Genomic DNA, 17,735 nt, shown 5'->3' on the forward strand with positions numbered 1-17,735 from the left:
CGGCTCGCATGGCCGGTTTGGCGAGTCTTCGACTGTGTGGTGCAGGATTGTCGAGGGATCGTTCATCTGTTCGAGTGGTTGTCTGAGGTCGTTCCAGGCGGCTGTGTCGAGAGCTGATCGACTGTCGATGCTCCAGTACGCGTGTTGGTTGCGTACTTTCGATGTCCCGCCAGTCCCGTTCAATTCGTCACGGTGACGAATTGAACGGGTGTTCCGGGGTGGTATTGACGGCTGAGCTCGGGGATCTCCGCCGAAGTCTCCGGACGGCCTCCAGGAGGCTTGCTCAGGACCTGTCGTGTGGTGAAGGTTCGGTCAGGTGCGGATCGCGGCGCTCCGGCGGGCTTCCCGGGATGCTCTCTCGTTCGCGGTGCTCAAACCGCTGGAATCAGCCTCCTGAAGCCCCTCTCCGGGCTTCCTTCAGCAGGTCGGCCAAGTGCCGATAATGTACATTATGTCAAGTCGCGGTAATCGGCCCGCTCCTCCGGATCAGAGACCGGTGTGGACCACTACTCCGCAGCCGCTGGCACCTCGTTGGCCGAACGCCGACGTCGGGACCGTGACCGGTCTGCCCAATGGACCCATCCGAAGATCATCAAGAGATCGATGGCTCCGCAGACGATGCCGACGGTGAAGTCGACCTCGTCGGGCCGGTGCAGGTCCACTGCCGCTGCCGGGTCGGCTACCACGTCGACGACCGAGCCCGGCTTGTCGCCGTCCACGGCCACGACGCCGTGCTGCCCGTCCGGCGTGACGACGGCCAGGCCGTTGCGCGTGTACTTGCTCGGCGGCGTGAACTGTGCGGCGGTCCAATGGTCGGTGTAGCCGGTTGCGGTCGCCTGCACCTGCGCGCCACGGGTCTCCAGGACGAATCCGTCGACGGCGGTGAGTCCGGCCATGAAGATGATCACGATGTGGATGCCGGCGACGAAGATGCTCAGCAGGCCGAACACCGCGGACCGTGCCAGGATCGCCGGGATCACGAGGATCAGGGCGGCGCTGACCCAGATCAGCAGAGTGCCGCCGCTGCCGTGGAACACGGTCAGTGCGACGCCGACCCAGGTCACCGCGAGCAGCCCGAGTGTGGCCAACACCGTACGCACCCAGATCATGGCCGAATCGTAGCGGCGCGAGGCAGCGGAATGCCGGGGTGTTCCGGGCGTTCGCCCGGTCGGGGTCGCTCGGGGTGTGCGTGGCCGGTATCGGCTGCCTCTCCCCTGGTCTCAGGTCGTCGCGAGCATGTCGACGTAGTGCGGGTTGGACATGATGCCGAGGACGTTGCCGAACGGATCGACGACCGAGGCGGTGACGAATCCGTGGCCGCGTTCGCGCAGGCCGTCGTGTTCGGTGGCGCCCAGGGCGATGAGGCGGTCGAGTGCGGCGGGCAAGTCGTCGACGTGCCAGTACAGGATCGCGCCGGCGGGGCCTTCGGGCGCCGGCGGCAGGTATTGGCGGTCGATGATGCCGAGCTCGGCCTCGTGGTCGCCGAGGCGGTATTCGATGTAGCCGGGCCTGGCGAAGTACGGCTCGATGCCGAGCACGGTCGTGTACCAGACCTGGGCGGCGGAGAGGTCGTCGGCGGAGAAGTTGAGGGTGGCCATTCCACGCAGCATGGTGTGGTCCTTTCGTCCGGTTTCCCAGCCAAGCACGCCCCACTCCCCCTTGGCTGGGCGACTTTTTTGATGGGGGCCGGCGTAGTTGACTGAAGTAATGAATCAGTGCTTCACTTCTTGACGTGCCCTACCGCAGGACCCCCAAGGTGCAGGAGCGCCTCGACGCGCTGCGCGACTCGATCGTCGCCGCGGCGGTCGAGCAGCTGGCCGAGCACGGCTACGCGGGCTGTTCCGTGGCGGCCGTCGCGGAGCGGGCCGGGGTCGCCGTCGGCACGGTGTACCGGCACTTCCCCACCAAGGCCGAGCTGGTCGTGCGGGTGTTCCGTCAGGTCGTGACGCGGGAGGTCGAGGCGGTGCGGGAGGCGTCGGCGGGGCCGGGTGAGCCGGCGGAGCGGGTGGCGGCGGTGTTCGAGACGTTCGCGGCGCGCGCGTTGAAGGCGCCGCGGCTGGCGTACGCGCTGCTGGCCGAGCCGGTGGACGCGCTCATCGACGCGGAGCGGCTGGAGTTCCGGCGCGCTTTCCGGGATGTGGTGGCCGAGCACGTGGCCGCCGGGGTGCGTTCGGGTGCGTTGCCCGCGCAGGATTCCGTGCTGACCGCGGCGGCGCTGGTGGGTGCCGCCGCGGAGGTGTTGATCGGGCCGCTGCGGGGCGGTGCGGTGAGTGATGTCGTCGAGTTGCGGACGTTCGTCGTCCGGTCTTTGGGAGGTTCCGATGTCCGCCACGCATGAGGTCACCAACCAGGTGCCGCCGTTGGTCTACGACGTCGCGAAGGATCCGGCGCTGCTCGAGTCGCTGGATCGCGCGGACGCGGGCTGGGCGGCCGAGGAGGTCCACGAGCTGGGCCGGCTCGCCGGGAGTGAACAGGCCCAGGAGTGGGGCCGGATCGTCAATGAGAACGAGCCGGTGCTGCGCACGCACGACCGGTACGGGAACCGGATCGACGAGGTCGAGTATCACCCCTACTGGCACGAGCTGATGACCGTCGCCGTGTCGCACGGCTTGCAGGGCGCGCCGTGGCGTGACGAGCGGGCCGGGGCGCACGCGGCGCGGGCGGCGAAGATGTACGTGTGGGGTCAGGTGGAGGCCGGGCACACATGCCCGATTTCGATGACCTACGCGGCGGTTCCGGCGTTGCGGGCCAACACGGAGCTGGCGGCGCTGTACGAGCCGCTGCTGGCGTCGACGGAGTACGACTTCGGGCTGCGGGAGCCGAGCACCAAGCGCGGGCTGATCGCGGGCATGTCGATGACGGAGAAGCAGGGTGGCTCCGACGTGCGGGCCAACACCACGACCGCGCGGCCGGTCGCCGATGGTTCCTACCGGCTGGTGGGCCACAAGTGGTTCACCTCGGCGCCGATGTCGGATCTGTTCCTCACGCTGGCGCAGGCGCCCGGCGGCCTGTCGTGTTTCCTGCTCCCCCGCGTGCTGCCCGACGGCAGCCGCAACCCGATCCGCCTGCAGCGGCTGAAGGACAAGCTGGGCAACCGGTCGAACGCGTCGTCGGAGATCGAGTACGAGGACGCCGTGGGCTGGCTCGTCGGCGAGGAGGGCCGCGGGGTCCGCACGATCATCGAGATGGTGAACAACACGCGGCTCGACTGCGCGCTCGGCAGTGCGTCGGGGATGCGGCTGGGTGCGGTGCGGGCGGTGCACCACGCGACGCACCGGCACGCGTTCGGCAAGGCGCTGGTGGATCAGCCGTTGATGGCGAACGTGCTGGCCGACCTTGTGGTTGAGTCCGACGCGGCCGCGACCGTGGCGATGCGGCTCGCGGCGGCGGGCGATCGGCCGGACGACGCGCAGGAGCAGGCGTTTCGGCGCCTCGGGCTGGCGGTCACGAAGTACTGGGTGTGCAAGCGGGCGCCGATGCACGCGGCCGAGGCGCTGGAGTGCTTCGGCGGCAACGGGTACGTCGAGGAGTCCGGGATGCCGCGGCTCTACCGCGAGGCCCCGCTGATGTCCATCTGGGAGGGTTCGGGCAATGTCGCGGCGCTCGACGCGTTGCGCGCCATGACCCGCCAGCCCGAGTCGATGGCGGCGTTCTTCACCGAGGTCGAGCAGGCCGCCGGTGCTGACGCGCGGCTGGACGACGCCTTGGACCGGCTGAAGAAGGAACTGTCCGATCTGGACGATCTGGAGTTCCGGGCGCGGCGTGTGGTGGAGTCGATGGCGTTGGTGCTTCAGGGTTCCCTGCTGGTGCGCCACGGTGATCAGGCGGTGGCCGACGCGTTCTGCGCGTCGCGGTTCGCCGGTGACTGGGGCATCGCGTTCGGCACGCTGTCGGCGGGCACGGACACCTCGGCGATCATCGACCGCGCCCGGGTGTAACCGGGGCGTTTCGCGGACACGGGGCCGGGCGGCCCGCTAGCGTGCGCGGTTATGACCGCCTCCGAAACCGACTTCGTGTCCGCCACCCGCACCGCCTACGACACCGTTGCTGTGTCCTACGCCGATCTGCTGAAGGACGCCCTCGCCGCGAGTCCGTGGGAGCGCGCGATGCTGGACACCTTCAGCGAGCTGGTCGGCGCCGGAGCGCGGGTCGGTGATCTCGGGTGCGGGCCGGGCCGGGTCACGGGGTATCTCGCGGGGCGCGGGCTCGACGCGTTCGGGATCGACCTGTCCCCCGGCATGGTCGAGGTCGCGCGTGAGGCGTATCCGGGGCTGGAGTTCGAGGTCGGGTCGATGGCCGCGTTGCCGCTGGCCGACGCGTCGCTGGCGGGTGCGCTCGCGTGGTACTCGCTGATCCACACTCCGCCGGAGCAGTTGTCGGTGCTGATCATGGAGCTCGCCCGCGTGCTCGAGCCGGGCGGGCGGCTGCTGACGGGATTCCAGGTCGGTGCCGAACGCCGGCACATCGCCAACGGCTACGGCCACGACATCTCCCTCGACGCCTACCGCCTCGACCCGGACTTCATCGCCGGTCTGCTGACCGAGGCCGGCCTCACGGTGGAAGCCCGGCTGGTTCGCGCACCGGAGCCGCCGCACGAGAAGACTCCGCAGGCTTATCTGTTGGCGCGCAAGGAAAGCTGAGCTACTCGCGCAGCCGGGCCAGCACCGCGTCGAGGGCTCGGCGCACCGAGTCGGGCACGCCGTCGTGGCGCAACGCGGTCTTCAGCTGCTCGTTGATCCCTCCCGGTGTGATGTGCTTGCCGGTCAGCTCGGTGAGTGATTCGGTGCCCAGCGACTCGCCCAGCTGGGCGAACAGGTGCGTCACGTAGGTGTCGGCGGCGCCGGGTTCGACGCCGGCCGGCGAGCCAGCTCGCGATGGTGGCCAGGTAGTCCAGGTGCGCGGCGAAGGTGGCGGTCGCGGCGCTGAAGACGTCGAGCGTCGGCTCGTCGGGCGGGACGACCACCCCGCCGAGGGGCTCGAACAGGCCGCGGGCGACGGGGTGGTCCGGGAACAATGCGGTGAGGCTCTGCCGGCGCGCGGCCTGGGGAAGCGGGATGGTCCGTACGACGGGTGCGGCCGGCGCGGTCCACTCCTGCAGCGTCGCCAGCGGTACCCCGGCCACGGCGCTGAGTACCGCGTGGTCCGGCCGGAACTCCAGCTCTGCCACCACTTCCTGCGCCACGGCGGGCCGGACCGCGAGCACGATCACCGAAGCCGCGTCGAGCACGTCCTCGTTGCTCGCGCAGACAGCCACGTTCGGGAACCGCCCGGCCAGCTCGTGTGCGACCTGCCGCCCGCGCGGGGAGAGGAACACGGCGGGCGGGTCAGCCACCTCCGCGCTCAGTCCTTCGACGATCGCGGCCGTGATCTCCCCTGCTCCCACAAACCCGTACGCCCGCATGCCCCCGCCCTCCTAGTGTGGACCTCGACGATCGGAGGTCACCCGTGCACGCCATGCACTACGAGATCACCCTGCCCGCCGACTACGACATGCAGATCATCCACCGCAGGGTGCGCGAGCGCGGGCCGCTGCTGGACGAGTTCCCCGGGCTGGGGCTCAAGGCGTACGGGGTGCGCGAGCGCGGCGTCGACGGCTCGCAGCTCAACCAGTACTCCCCCTTCTACCTCTGGCACGACCCGGCCGGGATGCACTCGTTCCTGTGGGAGGGCGGGTTCCGCGGGATCGTGGACGACTTCGGGCGCCCGCCCGTGCAGCACTGGACCGTGCTGGCGTTCGAGGAGGGACCGGCGTTCGGCACGACACCTCGCGCGGCCGGCAAACGCACCGAAACCCTGCCGCGCGAGGTCCTTCCGGGTGATGTGATCACGCCGGCGCTGGCTGACCTGTCGGAGCACTCGCAGCGCGACGGCGTCCATTCCGCCGCGCTCGTGATCGATCCGCGCGGCTGGGAGCTGGTGCGCTACACGCTGTGGGCCGAGGACGCACCGGACGAAGACCCCGTGCGGTACCGGATCGGGCACGTGTCGATGCCGGAACTGGGGAAACTTCGCCGTGGCAGGCAGTGGTGAACTCGGTACGGTGATCGTCGGAGCAACCTGAGGGAGATCGATGACTCGCCTGCACGATCGCCGGATCCTCGTGACGGGTGCCGGTTCCGGCATCGGCCGCGCCACGACGCTGCGTCTGCTGTCGGAGGGGGCGCGGGTGGTGGCCACCGACGTGTCCGCCGAGACGATCGCGGGCACCGCCGAGCTGGCCGGAGACCCGCGCCTCGAGACCTTCGTGATGGACGTCGCCGACGAGCAGTCGGTGGTGAAGGGCACCGCGGCCGCGGTCGAGCACCTCGGCGGGCTCGACGTGCTCGTCAACGCCGCCGGGATCCTGCAGGCCTCCCACACGCACGAGACGTCGCTGGAGTTCTGGAACCGGATCGTCGCGGTGAACCTCACCGGCACGTTCCTGGTCACGCGCGAGGCGCTGCCCGCGTTGATCGCCACCGGGAAGAGCGTGGTGATCAACTTCAGCTCCACGTCCGCGGCGTTCGCGCACCCCTACATGGCGGCGTACGCGGCGAGCAAGGGCGGGATCCAGGCGTTCACGCACTCGCTGGCGCTGGAGTACAGCAAGCAGGGCGTGCGCGCGGTCAGCGTCGCACCGGGCAGCGTGAAGAGCGGCATCACCGACAACGCGGGCACCTGGATGCCGCAGGACGTGGACTGGGCGCTGTTCGGCAAGCTCCTGCCGATCCTGCCGACGGATCTCGCGACGCCGGTCGGCAACCCGGTCGGCCGCCCGGAGTCGGTGGCCGGTGTCGTGGCGATGCTGGCTTCCGACGACGGCGAGTTCATCACCGGCACCGAGATCCGCATCGACGGCGGCACCCACGCCTAACGCGGCACCGGGCTGAACTCGGCCAGATCCGGCAGGGGCGGCACCACCCGCGCGTACGCGTCGGCGGCGAGGATGCCGTCGGCGGGGCGGGTGGAGCGCTGCCCGAGCTCGTCGAGGACCTCGCGTTCGGTGCGGCCGCGGGCGAGCAGCAGCACGAACGGGTCGGCGTCGAGCAGCCACGACACCTGGAACGACAGCGCGGCCGCGTGCCGGCACGGCAGCTCGAAGCCGGGACAGTCGCAGTCCGGGTCGAGGTCGCCGATCCCCGGCAGCAGCGGCACGTCGTCGGCCAGCTCCGGCGGCAGGTGCCGGTCGAGCAGCGCGGCGAGGTTCCCGGCCCGGTCGGCGGCGCGGCCGAGCAGCAGGTCCCAGTCCGCTGTGGACAGTTCGGCCAGGTGCACGCTCGTGCGGAACGGACCGCCGTCGGTGTCGTCCACGGTCGCGGCGATCCGGCCGGGGCTCACGGTGATCGGCCCGACCAGTCCCGCCACGGCGTAACGGCGGCCGCGCCGCAGCTGCCGCAGATCCAGGGCCGTGTCCTCCATGGCCTGTAGCCACGCGCGGCCCCACCACGTGCGCGCGAACGGACCTCGGCCCTCGCGGGCGGGGAACGCCGGGAACCCCCTGACGCGGTCGGTCATGCCGGCCTCCTCAGCTGCACGAGCTCCGCGAGCTCGATGTCCGTCAGCTCGGTGAACGCCGCTTCCCCACCGGCGAGCACGGCGTCGGCGAGCGCGCGTTTCTCCCGCAGCAGCGCGGCGATGCGGTCCTCCACGGTGCCCTCGGCGACGAGCCGGTGCACCTGCACCGGTCGCGTCTGCCCGATCCGGTACGCGCGGTCAGTCGCCTGGTCCTCCACCGCCGGGTTCCACCAGCGGTCGTAGTGCACGACGTGGTCGGCACGGGTGAGCGTCAGGCCCGTCCCGGCCGCCTTCAGTGACAGCAGGAACACCGGCACGGCACCGTCCTGGAACCGGCGGACCAGCTCCTCCCGCTGAGGAACGGGGGTGCCGCCGTGCAGGAACTGGCTGGGGATTTTACGACCCGCGAGGTGGCGTTGCAGCAGCCGCGCCATCACCACGTACTGGGTGAACACGAGCACCGCGCCGTCTTCGGCGAGGATCGTGTCGAGCAGCTCGTCCAGCAGCTCCAGCTTGCCGGATCGGCCGGACAGGGGCGCTTCGTCGCCTTCGGCCAGGTAGTGGGCCGGGTGGTTGCAGATCTGCTTGAGCGCGGTGAGCAGCTTGACGATCCGGCCGCGGCGCGCCATCCCGTCGCTCGCACCGACCTCGGCCAGCAGCTCCCGCACGGCCGCCTCGTACAGCGCGGCCTGCTCCGACGTCAGGGCCACGGGCCGGTCGGTCTCGGTCTTCGCGGGCAGCTCGGGCGCGATCCCCGGATCGGATTTGCGCCGCCGCAGCAGGAACGGCCGCAGCAGCCTGGAAAGCCGCTCGGCCGCTGCCGGATCGCTGCCCGACTCGACGGGTTTCGCCCAGCGGGCGCGGAACTCCGTGAGCGTGCCGAGCAGGCCCGGCGTGGTCCAGTCCAGGATCGCCCACAGCTCGGACAGCGTGTTCTCCACCGGCGTGCCCGTGAGCGCGACCCGCGCGGACGATCGCAGCGTGCGCAACGCTTTCGCCGTGCCGGAGCGGTGGTTCTTCACGTGCTGGGCCTCGTCGGCCACCACCAGGTCCCACGCCACCGCGGCCAGCGGCGCCGGGTCCGCGCGCAGCGTGCCGTAGGTGGTGAGCACGAACCCGTCCAGGTCGTCGAGCGAGCGGGCACCGCCGTGGAACCGCCGCACGGCCACGCCCGGGGCGAAGCGGTGGATCTCGGCCTCCCACGTGCCCAGCAACGACGCCGGGCACACCACCAGCGTCGGGCCGGCGTCGCGGTGCAGGTGCAGGGCGATGAGGGTGAGCGTCTTGCCCAGGCCCATGTCGTCGGCGAGGCAGCCGCCCAGGCCGAGTGAGGTGACGGTGTCGAGCCAGTGCAGGCCGCGCAGCTGGTAGTCGCGCAGGGTCGCCGTCAGCCCCGCCGGCTGCGGCGCCGGGCCGGGCAGCTCGGCGAGCCGGGACCGCAGAGTGGCGAGCCAGCCGTCGGTGACGAGCTCGACCTCGGCACCGTCCACTTCGGTCGTCCCGGCCAGCACGGCGGCCAGCGCGTCGACGGGCGTGAGGGGCTTCAGCGCCCGCTCCCGCGCGCGACTCGCGGACGCCGGGTCGAGCAGTACCCACCGGTCGCGCAGCCGCACGACGGGCCGGCGGGCCTCCGCGAGTACGTCCAGCTCGGCCGCCGACAGCTGCGCGCCGCCGAGGGCGAGCTGCCAGTCGAGCTCCAGCGCGCGGCTGCCGCCGAAGAACGCGGGCACGTCGTCCGGCGCGGCGCCAGGGCGGGCGACCGCGCGGGCCGTGAGTCCCGCCAGCTCCGCGGGCCAGTGGACGGCGACGCCGAGCTCGGCCAGCCGGCCGGCGGCGTCACCGAGCAGCTCGCGGATGTCGTCGTCGAGCAGCGCCACCTCCGCGGGCACGGGCGCGGCCAGCAGCGGGGCGAGCGGCGGCCACACCTCGGCGCAGCGCCGCAGCACGAGCAGCACCTCGTGGCGGACCGCCTCGGCGCCCGTCCGCCACAGTTCCTCCGCGTCCACGAGTGTGTCGCCGTGGACCTGCACCACGGCGCGGAACCGGCCGCCGTCGAAGTCGTCCGATTCGAGCCGCAGCGACATCCGTGTGGCGGCGGCGAGGCCGGCGACGTCACGCAGGAAGCGCAGCAGCACAGGGAACGGCTCGGGCAGCCGGGCCGGATCGCCGGGCAGCGGGGTGGCGTGGGCGTGCGGCGGCATCGCGTCGGCGAGCCGGCGCAGCCACTGTTCTTCCTCCGGTGCCAGCGGTCCCGTCCACCCAGCCTCGGCCAAGCGCGTGCCCGCCTGCGCGGCGACCGACCAGAACTCGGCCGACGCGTCGCCGGAGACTTCCCTCAGCAGCGCGACGGCGTCGGCAATCGGCACCCGCCGCGCCGGAACCGTGCGCAGTCCGTCGCGCAGGACGACGTCGACCGTCCCGGGCTCGCCCGGTCCCGCCGGTGTGGTGCCGTCCGGGTGCCAGAACACGACGAAACCCGGCTCGACCACCACGGCCTCCCCGGGCGATGCGCTCCCCACGACTCCCCTTCCCGTCGGTCTCGTACGCCGTCCGCCGACATTACCAGAACTCTGTACGACGTACGAGGAAATGCAGGGCAGAATGACGCGGATGAGCACGGAGTACACCGGCGGCGGCGACCCGCGGCGCACGATCGAGCTGCTCTGGGGCGTCCCCGGACCGCCGCGGCGCGGGCCGAAACCCAAGCTCACCGTGGCCGACGTCGTCGCCACCGCGACCCGGCTGGCCGACGCCGACGGGCTCGAGGCCGTGACCATGCGCCGCGTCGCCGACGAGCTCGGCGTTGCCCCGATGTCGCTCTACACCTACGTGCCCGGGCACGCCGAGCTGATCGACCTGATGCTCGACGACGCCCACGGCGAGCTCACCGCCGAACTGCCGTCGACCGGCTGGCGGGACGCGCTCACCACCGTGGCCGAGGACCTGTGGCGCCTCTACCACCGCCACCCCTGGCTGCTGCAGATCACCACCGCCCGCCCGCCGCTCGGACCCAACACCTTCGCCAAGTACGAACGCGAACTCAGCGCGCTCGACGGCCTCGACCTCGACGAGTTGGAGCTCGACGCCGTCGTCGGCCTCGTCATCGGGCTCGTGCAGGGCACCGCGCGCGGCTCCATCGACGCCGTGCGGCTCGCGCGCCGCAGCGGCCTGACCGACGCCGAGTGGTGGGAACGCAGCGCGCCCGTCCTCGCCGAAATCCCCGCCGCCGACGCCGCGAACTTCCCGCGCGCGAGCCGCGTCGGCACCGTCGCCGGCCAGGCCCACGGCGCCGCGACCAACCCCGAGCACCACTTCCGCTTCGGCCTCGCCCGCATCCTCGACGGGGTGACGCTGCTCGTCGAGCGCCGCTGAAGGCCTGGAGAACTGTCGGTCCCGCGGTTTAGGTTCGCACCCGGGTGTCGGTTTCGGCGTGGCCCGCTCGTCGAGCGGGTACGAGCCGGTACCGGAGGGAGCGAGGGTTGCAGCAGGAAGGGCGAGACGCCGCGATGGAGGCCGCCGTCGCGCAGGCGTTCCGGGAAGAGTGGTCGCTGGTCGTGGCCACCCTCATCCGGGTCACCGGCGACTGGGACCTCGCCGAGGAGTGCGCCCAGGACGCCTTCACCCTCGCCGTGCGCACCTGGCCGCGCGACGGCATCCCGGCCAAACCCGGGGCCTGGCTCACCACCGCCGCCCGCAACCGAGCCGTCGACCGGATCCGCCGCGACGCCGTCGGCGCGGGCAAGCTCCGGGAGGCCGCGCGCATGATCGTCCCCGACGAACCACCGACCGACGACGGCACCGTGCCCGACGACCGACTCCGCCTCATCTTCACCTGCTGCCACCCGGCGCTCGCCGTCGAGGCGCAGGTCGCGCTCGCGTTGCGCACCCTCGCCGGGCTCAGCACGGCCGAGATCGCCCGCGCGTTCCTCGTCCCGGAGGCCACGATGTCGCAGCGGCTCGTGCGGGTGAAACGCAAGATCCGCAGCGCCGGCATCCCGTACCGCGTGCCGCCCGCGCACCTGCTGCCCGAACGCACCGCGGCCGTCCTCGGCGTGCTGTACCTGCTGTTCAACGAGGGCTACACCGCCAGCGCCGGGCCCGACCTGCAACGGCCCGACCTCGCCGCGGAAGCGATCCGCCTCGCCCGCGTGCTCGCGCACCTGATGCCCGACGAACCCGAGGCCACCGGCCTGCTCGCGCTCCTGCTGCTGCAGCACGCCCGCCGCGCCACCCGCGTCGCCGACGACGGGGAGCTCGTGCCGCTGGAGGAACAGGATCGCGGCCGCTGGGACGCCGCCGCCATCACCGAGGGCACCACCCTGCTGGAGGGAGCGTTGCGCCGCCGCAGCCCTGGGCCGTACCAGGTGCAGGCCGCGATCGCCGCGTGCCACGCCACGGCCGCGCGCGCTGCCGACACCGACTGGGCCCAGATCGCCGGCCTCTACCGCGAACTGCGCCGCCACCTGCCCACCCCCGTCGTGGAGCTGAACCACGCGGTCGCCGCGGGAATGGCGTTCGGGCCCGGAACCGGCCTCGCGCTCGCCGACGAGCTCACCGCCCGCGGCACGCTGGCCGGCTACCACCTGCTGCCCGCCACCCGCGCCGACTTCCTCCGCCGCCTCGGCCGCACCGCCGAAGCCCACGCCGCATACACCGACGCGTTCGACCTCGCCCGCACCGACGCCGAGCGCAGCTACCTGCGGCGCAGGCTCGCTGAAACATCTCCCGGGAATTCCGGAGCCGAAGTGTCGGTCCCGGCGCCGCCCGTTCGTCGGCTGGACGAACCGACCCGTGAACCGGAAGGACCGCGATGATCACCAAGACGCTGCGCGTACCCGGCGCCGAGCTGACCTACGACCTCGACGGCGACGGCCCCGTGCTGCTGCTCGTGCCCGGCGGCCCCGCCGACGCCACAGCCTTCACCGGCCTGCGCCCGCACCTGACCGACCACTACACCGTGGTCACCTTCGACCCGCGCGGCATCTCCCGCAGCCCGATCGCCGGCGAACCCGGCAGCAACCTCGTCGGTGAGCACGCCGACGACGTGCACCGCCTGCTCACCGAGATCGGCGGCGGGCCCGCGCACGTGTTCGCCAACAGCGGCGGTGCCATCACGATGCTGGAGCACACCCGGCGCCACCCCGGCGAGGTCGCCACCCTGATCGCGCACGAGCCGCCGGTCAGCCGCTACCTCGGCGAGATGCTCGCCGACTTCCCCGACATCCCGGCGATCTACCGCGAGCAGGGCGTCGAGGCCGCGCTCGGCGCGTTCATGGCGGCGTCCGGGTTCGACGTGCCGCCGCCACCGGCGAACCCGACGGCCGAGGAAATCGCGCAGGGCAAACGGATGCAGGGCAACTTCGCCTTCTTCTTCGGCCATCTCATGGCCGCGATCGGCGCCTGGGAACCCGACCTCGACGCCCTGCGCGCCACCGACACCCGCCTCGTCGTCGCCGTCGGCAAGGCCGCGGACGGCACCCCCGCCCACACCGCCGGGCTCGAACTGGCCCGTGCGCTCGGGCAGGACGCCGTGCAGTTTCCCGGCGACCACGGCGGGTTCGCCGGCGAGCCCGGTCCCTTCGCCGCCCGCCTGACCGAAGTCCTCACCCACGCCTAGGAGGCAGCTCATGCGTTACCTGCTCATGATCGCCGGCGAAGAGCCCACCGAAGACCAGAAGATCGCCGGCTGCGGAGGCTGGACCGACGACCTGCTCGCCCGCGGAATCCTCGTCGGCGGCGGAGGCCTGCACCCGCCGGCCACCGCCACCACCGTCCGCGTCCGCGGCGGCGACGTCCTGCTGTCCGACGGGCCGTTCACCGAGAGCAAGGAACAGATCGGCGGCTTCGTCATGATCGACTGCGCCGACCTCGACGAGGCCGTCGACATCGCCTCCCGCCATCCCGCCGCCGCGTACGGCACCATCGAAGTCCGCCCGATGCTGGGCTGACCCGAACACGAGGAGAACCCCATGCCGTCCCTGGTGGACCGCGAAGACCAGCCCTACGTCGCCTACCGCGCGACCGTCGGCTTCGACGGGCTGCGCGAGATCGCGCACCGCATCGCCGCGATCGTCGGCGCCCTCGCCGAACGCGGGGTCACGCCGGCGGGCGCGCCGTTCTTCCGCTACCTCGTGATCGGCCCGGACATGGCGAGCCTGACGGTGGAAGCCGGGGTGCCCGTCGCGGCGCCGGTCGAACTGGGCGAGGACTACCTCAACGACGTCGTGCCCGGCGGGAAGTACGTGACCGCCACCCACCACGGCGCGCCGGACGGACTCGTCGCCGCCACCGCCGAAGTCCTCGCGTGGGGTGCAGCCGAAGGCGTGCGCTGGGACCGCACCCGGGCCGCCGACGGCGAGCACTGGACCGGGCGCCTTGAGGTCTACCGCACCGACCCGCGTGTGGAACCCGACGCCACGAAGTGGGAGACCGACCTGTACTTCCGCCTCGCCGACTGACCCGCGCGCCGCTGGACCGGCTCCGGCACAGCGTCAACCGGTCCCGCGCGCCAGCCACCCGCCGAGCAGGCACGCGAACCCGGCCGTCGAGGCGAAGGCACGCAACAGGTTCCACCGGACCCAGCTCGTCTCGAACTGCCCGCGCAGCTCGGCGAGTGAAGCCGTGCCGCGGTCCAGCGCGTTGTTCATCGGGATGTTCTTCACGGCCGTGATCACGATCATCGCCAGCAGCAGCGCGAAGCCGGCGATCAGCCACGGCAGCGCCCCACGTCCGCCGGCCACCAGGTTCAGCACCACCGCGCCCGCCGCCAGCAGGGGCGCGCCGAGGAACGTGAGCAGGAACCAGCCGTTGACGATCGCGATGTTGATCTCGCGCATCGCCGTCACGAACGTGTGGTCGTCGGCCCGCGCCAGGCCCGGCATCACCGACACCGCGTAGGAGTAGAACAACCCCGCGATCAGCCCCGCCGCGACGATCGCGACCACGAGGACCACTCCGGACACTGTGGACATCACGTGCTCCCTTCCCCAGCCGGCGCGGCTCACCGCGTCCAGACGCCCGTCGCCGCCGTCGAGCGCGCGTAGTCCGCGAAATCGCGCGCCGGACGCCCCAGCACCTGCTCCACGTCACCGGTCACGTGCGAGTTGCGCCCGTCCAGCACCCGCGCGAACAGCTCGACCAGCACCTGCGCCTCGGCCGCCGGCACGCCGCCGTCGGTCGCGAGCCGCACGAACTCCTCCGCCGAAACCGGACGATAGCGGACATCCCGCCCGATCGCGGCGGAGATTTCCCGGGCCACGTCGCCGAAGGTCAGCAGTCGCGGACTGGTCAGCTCCAGCGTGCGGCCGTCGAGTGCACCCGTGGTCAGCGCCTCTGCCGCGATGTCGGCGACGTCGTCGGCGTCCACGAACGGCTCCGTGGTCTGCCCGGCCGGCAGCGCGATCTCGCCCGCCAGCACCGGCTCGAGGAAGAAATGCTCGCTGAAGTTCTGGAAGAACCAGCTCGCCCGCAGCACTGTCCACGCCGCACCCGACTCGCGCACCACCTCCTCACTGACGGCCGCGTCCTCCTCGCCGCGCCCGGACAGCAGCACGATCCGCTCGACCCCGGCCGCCACCGCCTCCGCGCAGAACGCGCGGATCACCGGCGCCGCCCACGGCACCACCAGATCGGGGTAGAACGTCACGTACACCGCGCCGGCCCCGTCGAGCACCGGCGCCCAGGTCGTGTCGTGCGCCCAGTCGAACCGCGGCTCGCTGCCACGCGACACCGCTCGCACCTCGACGCCGCGCGCAGCCAGCCGCTGCGTCACCCGGCGCCCTGTCTTGCCCGTGCCACCCAGAACCAAAGTTGTTTTTGTCATGCCCGTCAGTGAAGCCCGGCCGGGTGAGACTCTCCATGGTTCATCAGCTCGATCCCATGTTCCAGCGTCTACACTGCTGGGCATGGATCCGCTCGCCGCGCTCCTCGACGGGCCCCGCGCGCACGGGGCCTTCCTGCTCCGCTCGGTCCTGACGCCGCCGTGGTCACTGCGCATCGAGGACGAGGCACCGCTCACCATCGTCGCCGTGGTGGCCGGTGAGGCGTGGCTCGTGCCCGACCACGGCGACGCCACGCACCTGGAGGCGGGGGACATCGCGATCGCCCTCGGCCCGGACCCGTACCTGTTCGCCGACGACCCGGCCACCCCGCCGCAGGCGGTGATCCTGCCCGGCCAGGAGTGCCGCACCCCCGACGGCGAGCACCTCATCGACCTCGTCGACGTCGGCGTCCGAACGTGGGGCACCCCCGCCGGTGGCACCACGGTGCTGCTCACGGGGACGTATCCGCGGGTGGGCGAGGTGTCGCGACGGCTGCTCGCCGCCCTGCCCCAGACCCTGCTGGTTCGCGCGGCCGACTGGGACAGCCCCCTCGTCCCGCTGCTTGCGACCGAGATCGGCAAAGACGTGCCCGGCCAGGAAGCCGTGCTCGACCGCCTGCTGGACCTGCTGCTCATCGCGGCGCTGCGCACCTGGTTCGCCCGCCCCGGCTCACCCGCGCCCGCCTGGTATCACGCCCACGACGACCCCGTGGCCGGCCGCGCGCTGCGGCTGCTGCAGGACCAGCCCGCGCACCCGTGGACCGTCGCCGGGCTCGCCGCCGGCACCGGCGTCTCCCGTGCCGCCCTGGCACGGCGCTTCACCGCCACCGTCGGTGAGTCCCCGATGGCCTACCTCGCCGCGTGGCGCCTCGCCCTGGCCGCCGACCTGCTGCGCCAGCAGCCCGACACGACGATCGGTGCGATCGCCCGCCAGGTCGGCTACGGCAGCGCGTTCGCGTTGAGCGCCGCGTTCAAACGCGAATACGGCCGCAGCCCCCAGCAGTACCGCACGCGCGTCCCGGCGTGAGGACGCCGGGACGCGCGTGCCCGAGTGTCTGTCCGGAAGAGACGGTCAGGCCGTCGCGACCCGCTCCGCGCCCACGATGTGGTCCACGAACCCGTAGGCCAGCGCCTCCTCGGCGTCGAACCACCGGTCGCGGTCGGCGTCGGCGGTGATGCGCTCCACCGACTGCCCCGTCTGGGCCGCCGTGAGCTCCGCGATCCGCCGCTTCATCTTCCCGAACACCTCCGCCTGGATCGCGATGTCCGTCGCCGCCCCCGAGATCCCCGCCGACGGCTGGTGCATCACGATCCGCGTGTTCGGCAGCAGGTGCCGCTTGCCCGGCGTGCCCGACGAGAGCAGGAACTGCCCCATCGACGCCACGAACCCCAGCCCCCACGTCGCCACGTCCGGCTTCACCAGCTGCATCGTGTCGTAGATCGCCATCCCCGCCGTGACCGAACCGCCGGGCGAGTTGAGGTAGAAGGTGATGTCCTTTTCGGAGTCGTCCGCGGCGAGCAGCAACAGCTGCGCCGTGATCCGGTTCGCCACCTCGTCGGTCACCTCGGTGCCCAGGAACACGATCCGGTCGCGCAGCAACTGCTCGTACACCGACTCGTTCGGCTGCTGCCCCGCCGCGTGCATCCCGGGAACCACCGTCAGCGTCATCGTCTTCTCCTTCTCTTCGCGAGATCCCTGTCCGTCCCGAACGTAGGAGCGTGGGGGAGGCCGTGGGGACGGCGTTCGCTCACGGCGTGCGCGGTTCGCTCCGGGCGATCACCCAGAGGTAGCTGCGCGAAGCAGCCACTTCCCGCGTCGCGGCATCGCGCCGTCGTTACGCTCTGCCCATGCAGAACACCGGGGACGACCGCGTCCCCACCCTGTTGCGCAGCCGGCCCAGCTGGCTCGTCACCCAGCTCGCCACGCAGGTCACGCGGCTGGTGGGCGAGGCGTTCGACGCCGCCGGGTTCCGCCGCTACCACTACGCGCTGCTCGCCGCGCTCGACGAGTTCGGCCCCGCGAGCCAGGCCGCGCTCGGACGGCGCTGCCGAATCGACCGCAGCTACGTCGTCGAGGCCGTGGGCGAGCTGGACGCCGGCGGCCTGGTGCAGCGCGCACCCGACCCGGCCGACCGCCGCCGCAACGTCGTCACCCTCACCGGCGAAGGCCGCACCCACCTCGCCGCGATGACGAAAACCCTCGACGACGTCCAGGACGAGCTCACCGCGCCCCTGCCCGCGGCCGAGCGCGAGCAGTTCGTCGACCAGCTCGGGCGCGTCCTCGACCACCTGCGCGAACCCCGCGTCACCGGTAAGGGTCGCGAAACCTCGTGATCTCGATCATGGCGTTGAACGGGACTAGCGTGGCGTACGTGTGAGCCGGAGGCCGTACCGGCTTTCTCCGTTCGTCCGCATACGAAGG

The 17,735-nt window shown here is 72.0% G+C and carries 19 protein-coding genes and 2 pseudogenes; 12 read left to right on the forward strand and 9 right to left on the reverse strand.

From position 1 onward, the window contains the following. Positions 1-506: 506 nt before the first annotated feature. Together AB0H62_RS27935 and AB0H62_RS27940 are read right to left on the reverse strand one after the other, a co-directional pair. Positions 507-1,109: a hypothetical protein gene (locus AB0H62_RS27935; protein WP_360589153.1), complete on the reverse strand. Its 603-nt coding sequence runs from the start codon at positions 1,107-1,109 to the stop codon at positions 507-509. 111 nt (positions 1,110-1,220) lie between these two features. Next, positions 1,221-1,610, reverse strand: a complete 390-nt coding sequence (locus tag AB0H62_RS27940) for a VOC family protein (RefSeq protein ID WP_360589155.1) — start codon at positions 1,608-1,610, stop codon at positions 1,221-1,223. A gap of 122 nt (positions 1,611-1,732) precedes the next feature. Here AB0H62_RS27940 and AB0H62_RS27945 point away from each other — a divergent pair, with 122 nt between their 5' ends. Genes AB0H62_RS27945 through AB0H62_RS27955 form a run of 3 tightly spaced genes read left to right on the forward strand, consistent with a single transcriptional unit; the run spans position 1,733 to position 4,640 of the window. Then, positions 1,733-2,338 carry a TetR/AcrR family transcriptional regulator gene (locus AB0H62_RS27945; protein WP_220240733.1) on the forward strand — a complete coding sequence of 202 codons (606 nt, stop codon included), beginning with the start codon at positions 1,733-1,735 and terminating at the stop codon, positions 2,336-2,338. After that, complete coding sequence (locus AB0H62_RS27950) at positions 2,322-3,938, forward strand: acyl-CoA dehydrogenase family protein (protein WP_360589157.1); 1,617 nt, start codon at positions 2,322-2,324, stop codon at positions 3,936-3,938. The genes AB0H62_RS27945 and AB0H62_RS27950 overlap by 17 nt, the downstream gene beginning before the upstream one ends. Positions 3,939-3,989: 51 nt before the next feature. Beyond that, a complete protein-coding gene (locus AB0H62_RS27955; RefSeq protein WP_360589159.1) occupies positions 3,990-4,640 on the forward strand; it encodes a class I SAM-dependent methyltransferase in 651 nt (216 codons plus the stop codon). 1 nt (position 4,641) lies between these two features. Here AB0H62_RS27955 and AB0H62_RS27960 read toward each other — a convergent pair whose 3' ends face one another. After that, a complete protein-coding gene (locus tag AB0H62_RS27960; protein ID WP_360589514.1) occupies positions 4,642-4,824 on the reverse strand; it encodes a hypothetical protein in 183 nt (60 codons plus the stop codon). Positions 4,825-5,173: 349 nt separating this feature from the next. Next, positions 5,174-5,401, reverse strand: a pseudogene (locus tag AB0H62_RS27965) (NAD(P)-binding domain-containing protein); the annotation flags it as partial. Between the two features lie 53 nt (positions 5,402-5,454). On the opposite strand from AB0H62_RS27965, the gene AB0H62_RS27970 reads away from it, so the two are divergent. After that, positions 5,455-6,030 (forward strand): DUF4865 family protein, encoded by a 576-nt coding sequence (locus AB0H62_RS27970; RefSeq protein WP_220247740.1) that lies wholly within the window; start codon positions 5,455-5,457, stop codon positions 6,028-6,030. A gap of 40 nt (positions 6,031-6,070) precedes the next feature. Then, positions 6,071-6,853: an SDR family oxidoreductase gene (locus AB0H62_RS27975; RefSeq protein ID WP_220240729.1), complete on the forward strand. Its 783-nt coding sequence runs from the start codon at positions 6,071-6,073 to the stop codon at positions 6,851-6,853. On the opposite strand, the gene AB0H62_RS27980 is transcribed toward AB0H62_RS27975, so the two are convergent. Both AB0H62_RS27980 and AB0H62_RS27985 read right to left on the reverse strand, forming a co-directional pair. Beyond that, entirely contained in the window at positions 6,850-7,494 is a 645-nt protein-coding gene (locus tag AB0H62_RS27980) for an SWIM zinc finger family protein (RefSeq protein WP_220240728.1), read from the reverse strand. The two genes, AB0H62_RS27975 and AB0H62_RS27980, sit on opposite strands and share 4 nt — an antisense overlap. After that, the gene (locus AB0H62_RS27985) at positions 7,491-10,013 is read right to left on the reverse strand and encodes a DEAD/DEAH box helicase (RefSeq protein WP_360589162.1); all 2,523 of its coding nucleotides are present in this window, start codon (positions 10,011-10,013) and stop codon (positions 7,491-7,493) included. The genes AB0H62_RS27980 and AB0H62_RS27985 overlap by 4 nt, the downstream gene beginning before the upstream one ends. A gap of 82 nt (positions 10,014-10,095) precedes the next feature. Between AB0H62_RS27985 and AB0H62_RS27990 the strand changes: the two genes are divergently transcribed. The 5 genes from AB0H62_RS27990 to AB0H62_RS28010 all read left to right on the forward strand — a co-directional run bounded on the left by AB0H62_RS27990 (position 10,096) and on the right by AB0H62_RS28010 (position 13,952). Continuing rightward, positions 10,096-10,866 (forward strand): TetR/AcrR family transcriptional regulator, encoded by a 771-nt coding sequence (locus AB0H62_RS27990; protein WP_360589164.1) that lies wholly within the window; start codon positions 10,096-10,098, stop codon positions 10,864-10,866. A 134-nt stretch (positions 10,867-11,000) separates the two neighbouring features. Beyond that, complete coding sequence (locus AB0H62_RS27995; RefSeq protein WP_360589496.1) at positions 11,001-12,308, forward strand: RNA polymerase sigma factor; 1,308 nt, start codon at positions 11,001-11,003, stop codon at positions 12,306-12,308. Further along, positions 12,305-13,111: an alpha/beta hydrolase gene (locus tag AB0H62_RS28000; protein WP_220240726.1), complete on the forward strand. Its 807-nt coding sequence runs from the start codon at positions 12,305-12,307 to the stop codon at positions 13,109-13,111. The genes AB0H62_RS27995 and AB0H62_RS28000 overlap by 4 nt, the downstream gene beginning before the upstream one ends. Positions 13,112-13,121: 10 nt before the next feature. Then, a complete protein-coding gene (locus AB0H62_RS28005) occupies positions 13,122-13,442 on the forward strand; it encodes a YciI family protein (protein ID WP_220240725.1) in 321 nt (106 codons plus the stop codon). A gap of 21 nt (positions 13,443-13,463) precedes the next feature. Continuing rightward, positions 13,464-13,952, forward strand: coding sequence for a GyrI-like domain-containing protein (locus tag AB0H62_RS28010; RefSeq protein ID WP_220240724.1), 489 nt, complete (start codon positions 13,464-13,466; stop codon positions 13,950-13,952). A 33-nt stretch (positions 13,953-13,985) separates the two neighbouring features. Here AB0H62_RS28010 and AB0H62_RS28015 read toward each other — a convergent pair whose 3' ends face one another. After that, on the reverse strand, positions 13,986-14,465 hold the full coding sequence (locus AB0H62_RS28015) for an anthrone oxygenase family protein (RefSeq protein WP_220240723.1): 480 nt from the start codon (positions 14,463-14,465) through the stop codon (positions 13,986-13,988). 29 nt (positions 14,466-14,494) lie between these two features. Continuing rightward, complete coding sequence (locus AB0H62_RS28020; RefSeq protein WP_220240722.1) at positions 14,495-15,316, reverse strand: NAD(P)H-binding protein; 822 nt, start codon at positions 15,314-15,316, stop codon at positions 14,495-14,497. A gap of 82 nt (positions 15,317-15,398) precedes the next feature. On the opposite strand from AB0H62_RS28020, the gene AB0H62_RS28025 reads away from it, so the two are divergent. Further along, complete coding sequence (locus tag AB0H62_RS28025) at positions 15,399-16,340, forward strand: AraC family transcriptional regulator (protein ID WP_360589168.1); 942 nt, start codon at positions 15,399-15,401, stop codon at positions 16,338-16,340. 45 nt (positions 16,341-16,385) lie between these two features. Here AB0H62_RS28025 and AB0H62_RS28030 read toward each other — a convergent pair. After that, a pseudogene (locus AB0H62_RS28030) lies at positions 16,386-16,985 on the reverse strand (ATP-dependent Clp protease proteolytic subunit); the annotation flags it as partial. A gap of 176 nt (positions 16,986-17,161) precedes the next feature. Between AB0H62_RS28030 and AB0H62_RS28035 the strand changes: the two are divergent. After that, the gene (locus AB0H62_RS28035) at positions 17,162-17,647 is read left to right on the forward strand and encodes a MarR family winged helix-turn-helix transcriptional regulator (RefSeq protein ID WP_220240719.1); all 486 of its coding nucleotides are present in this window, start codon (positions 17,162-17,164) and stop codon (positions 17,645-17,647) included. The last annotated feature ends 88 nt before the right edge of the window (positions 17,648-17,735 follow it).

This window comes from Amycolatopsis sp. NPDC050768, from assembly GCF_040654155.1.
Classification (GTDB): Bacteria; Actinomycetota; Actinomycetes; order Mycobacteriales; family Pseudonocardiaceae; genus Amycolatopsis.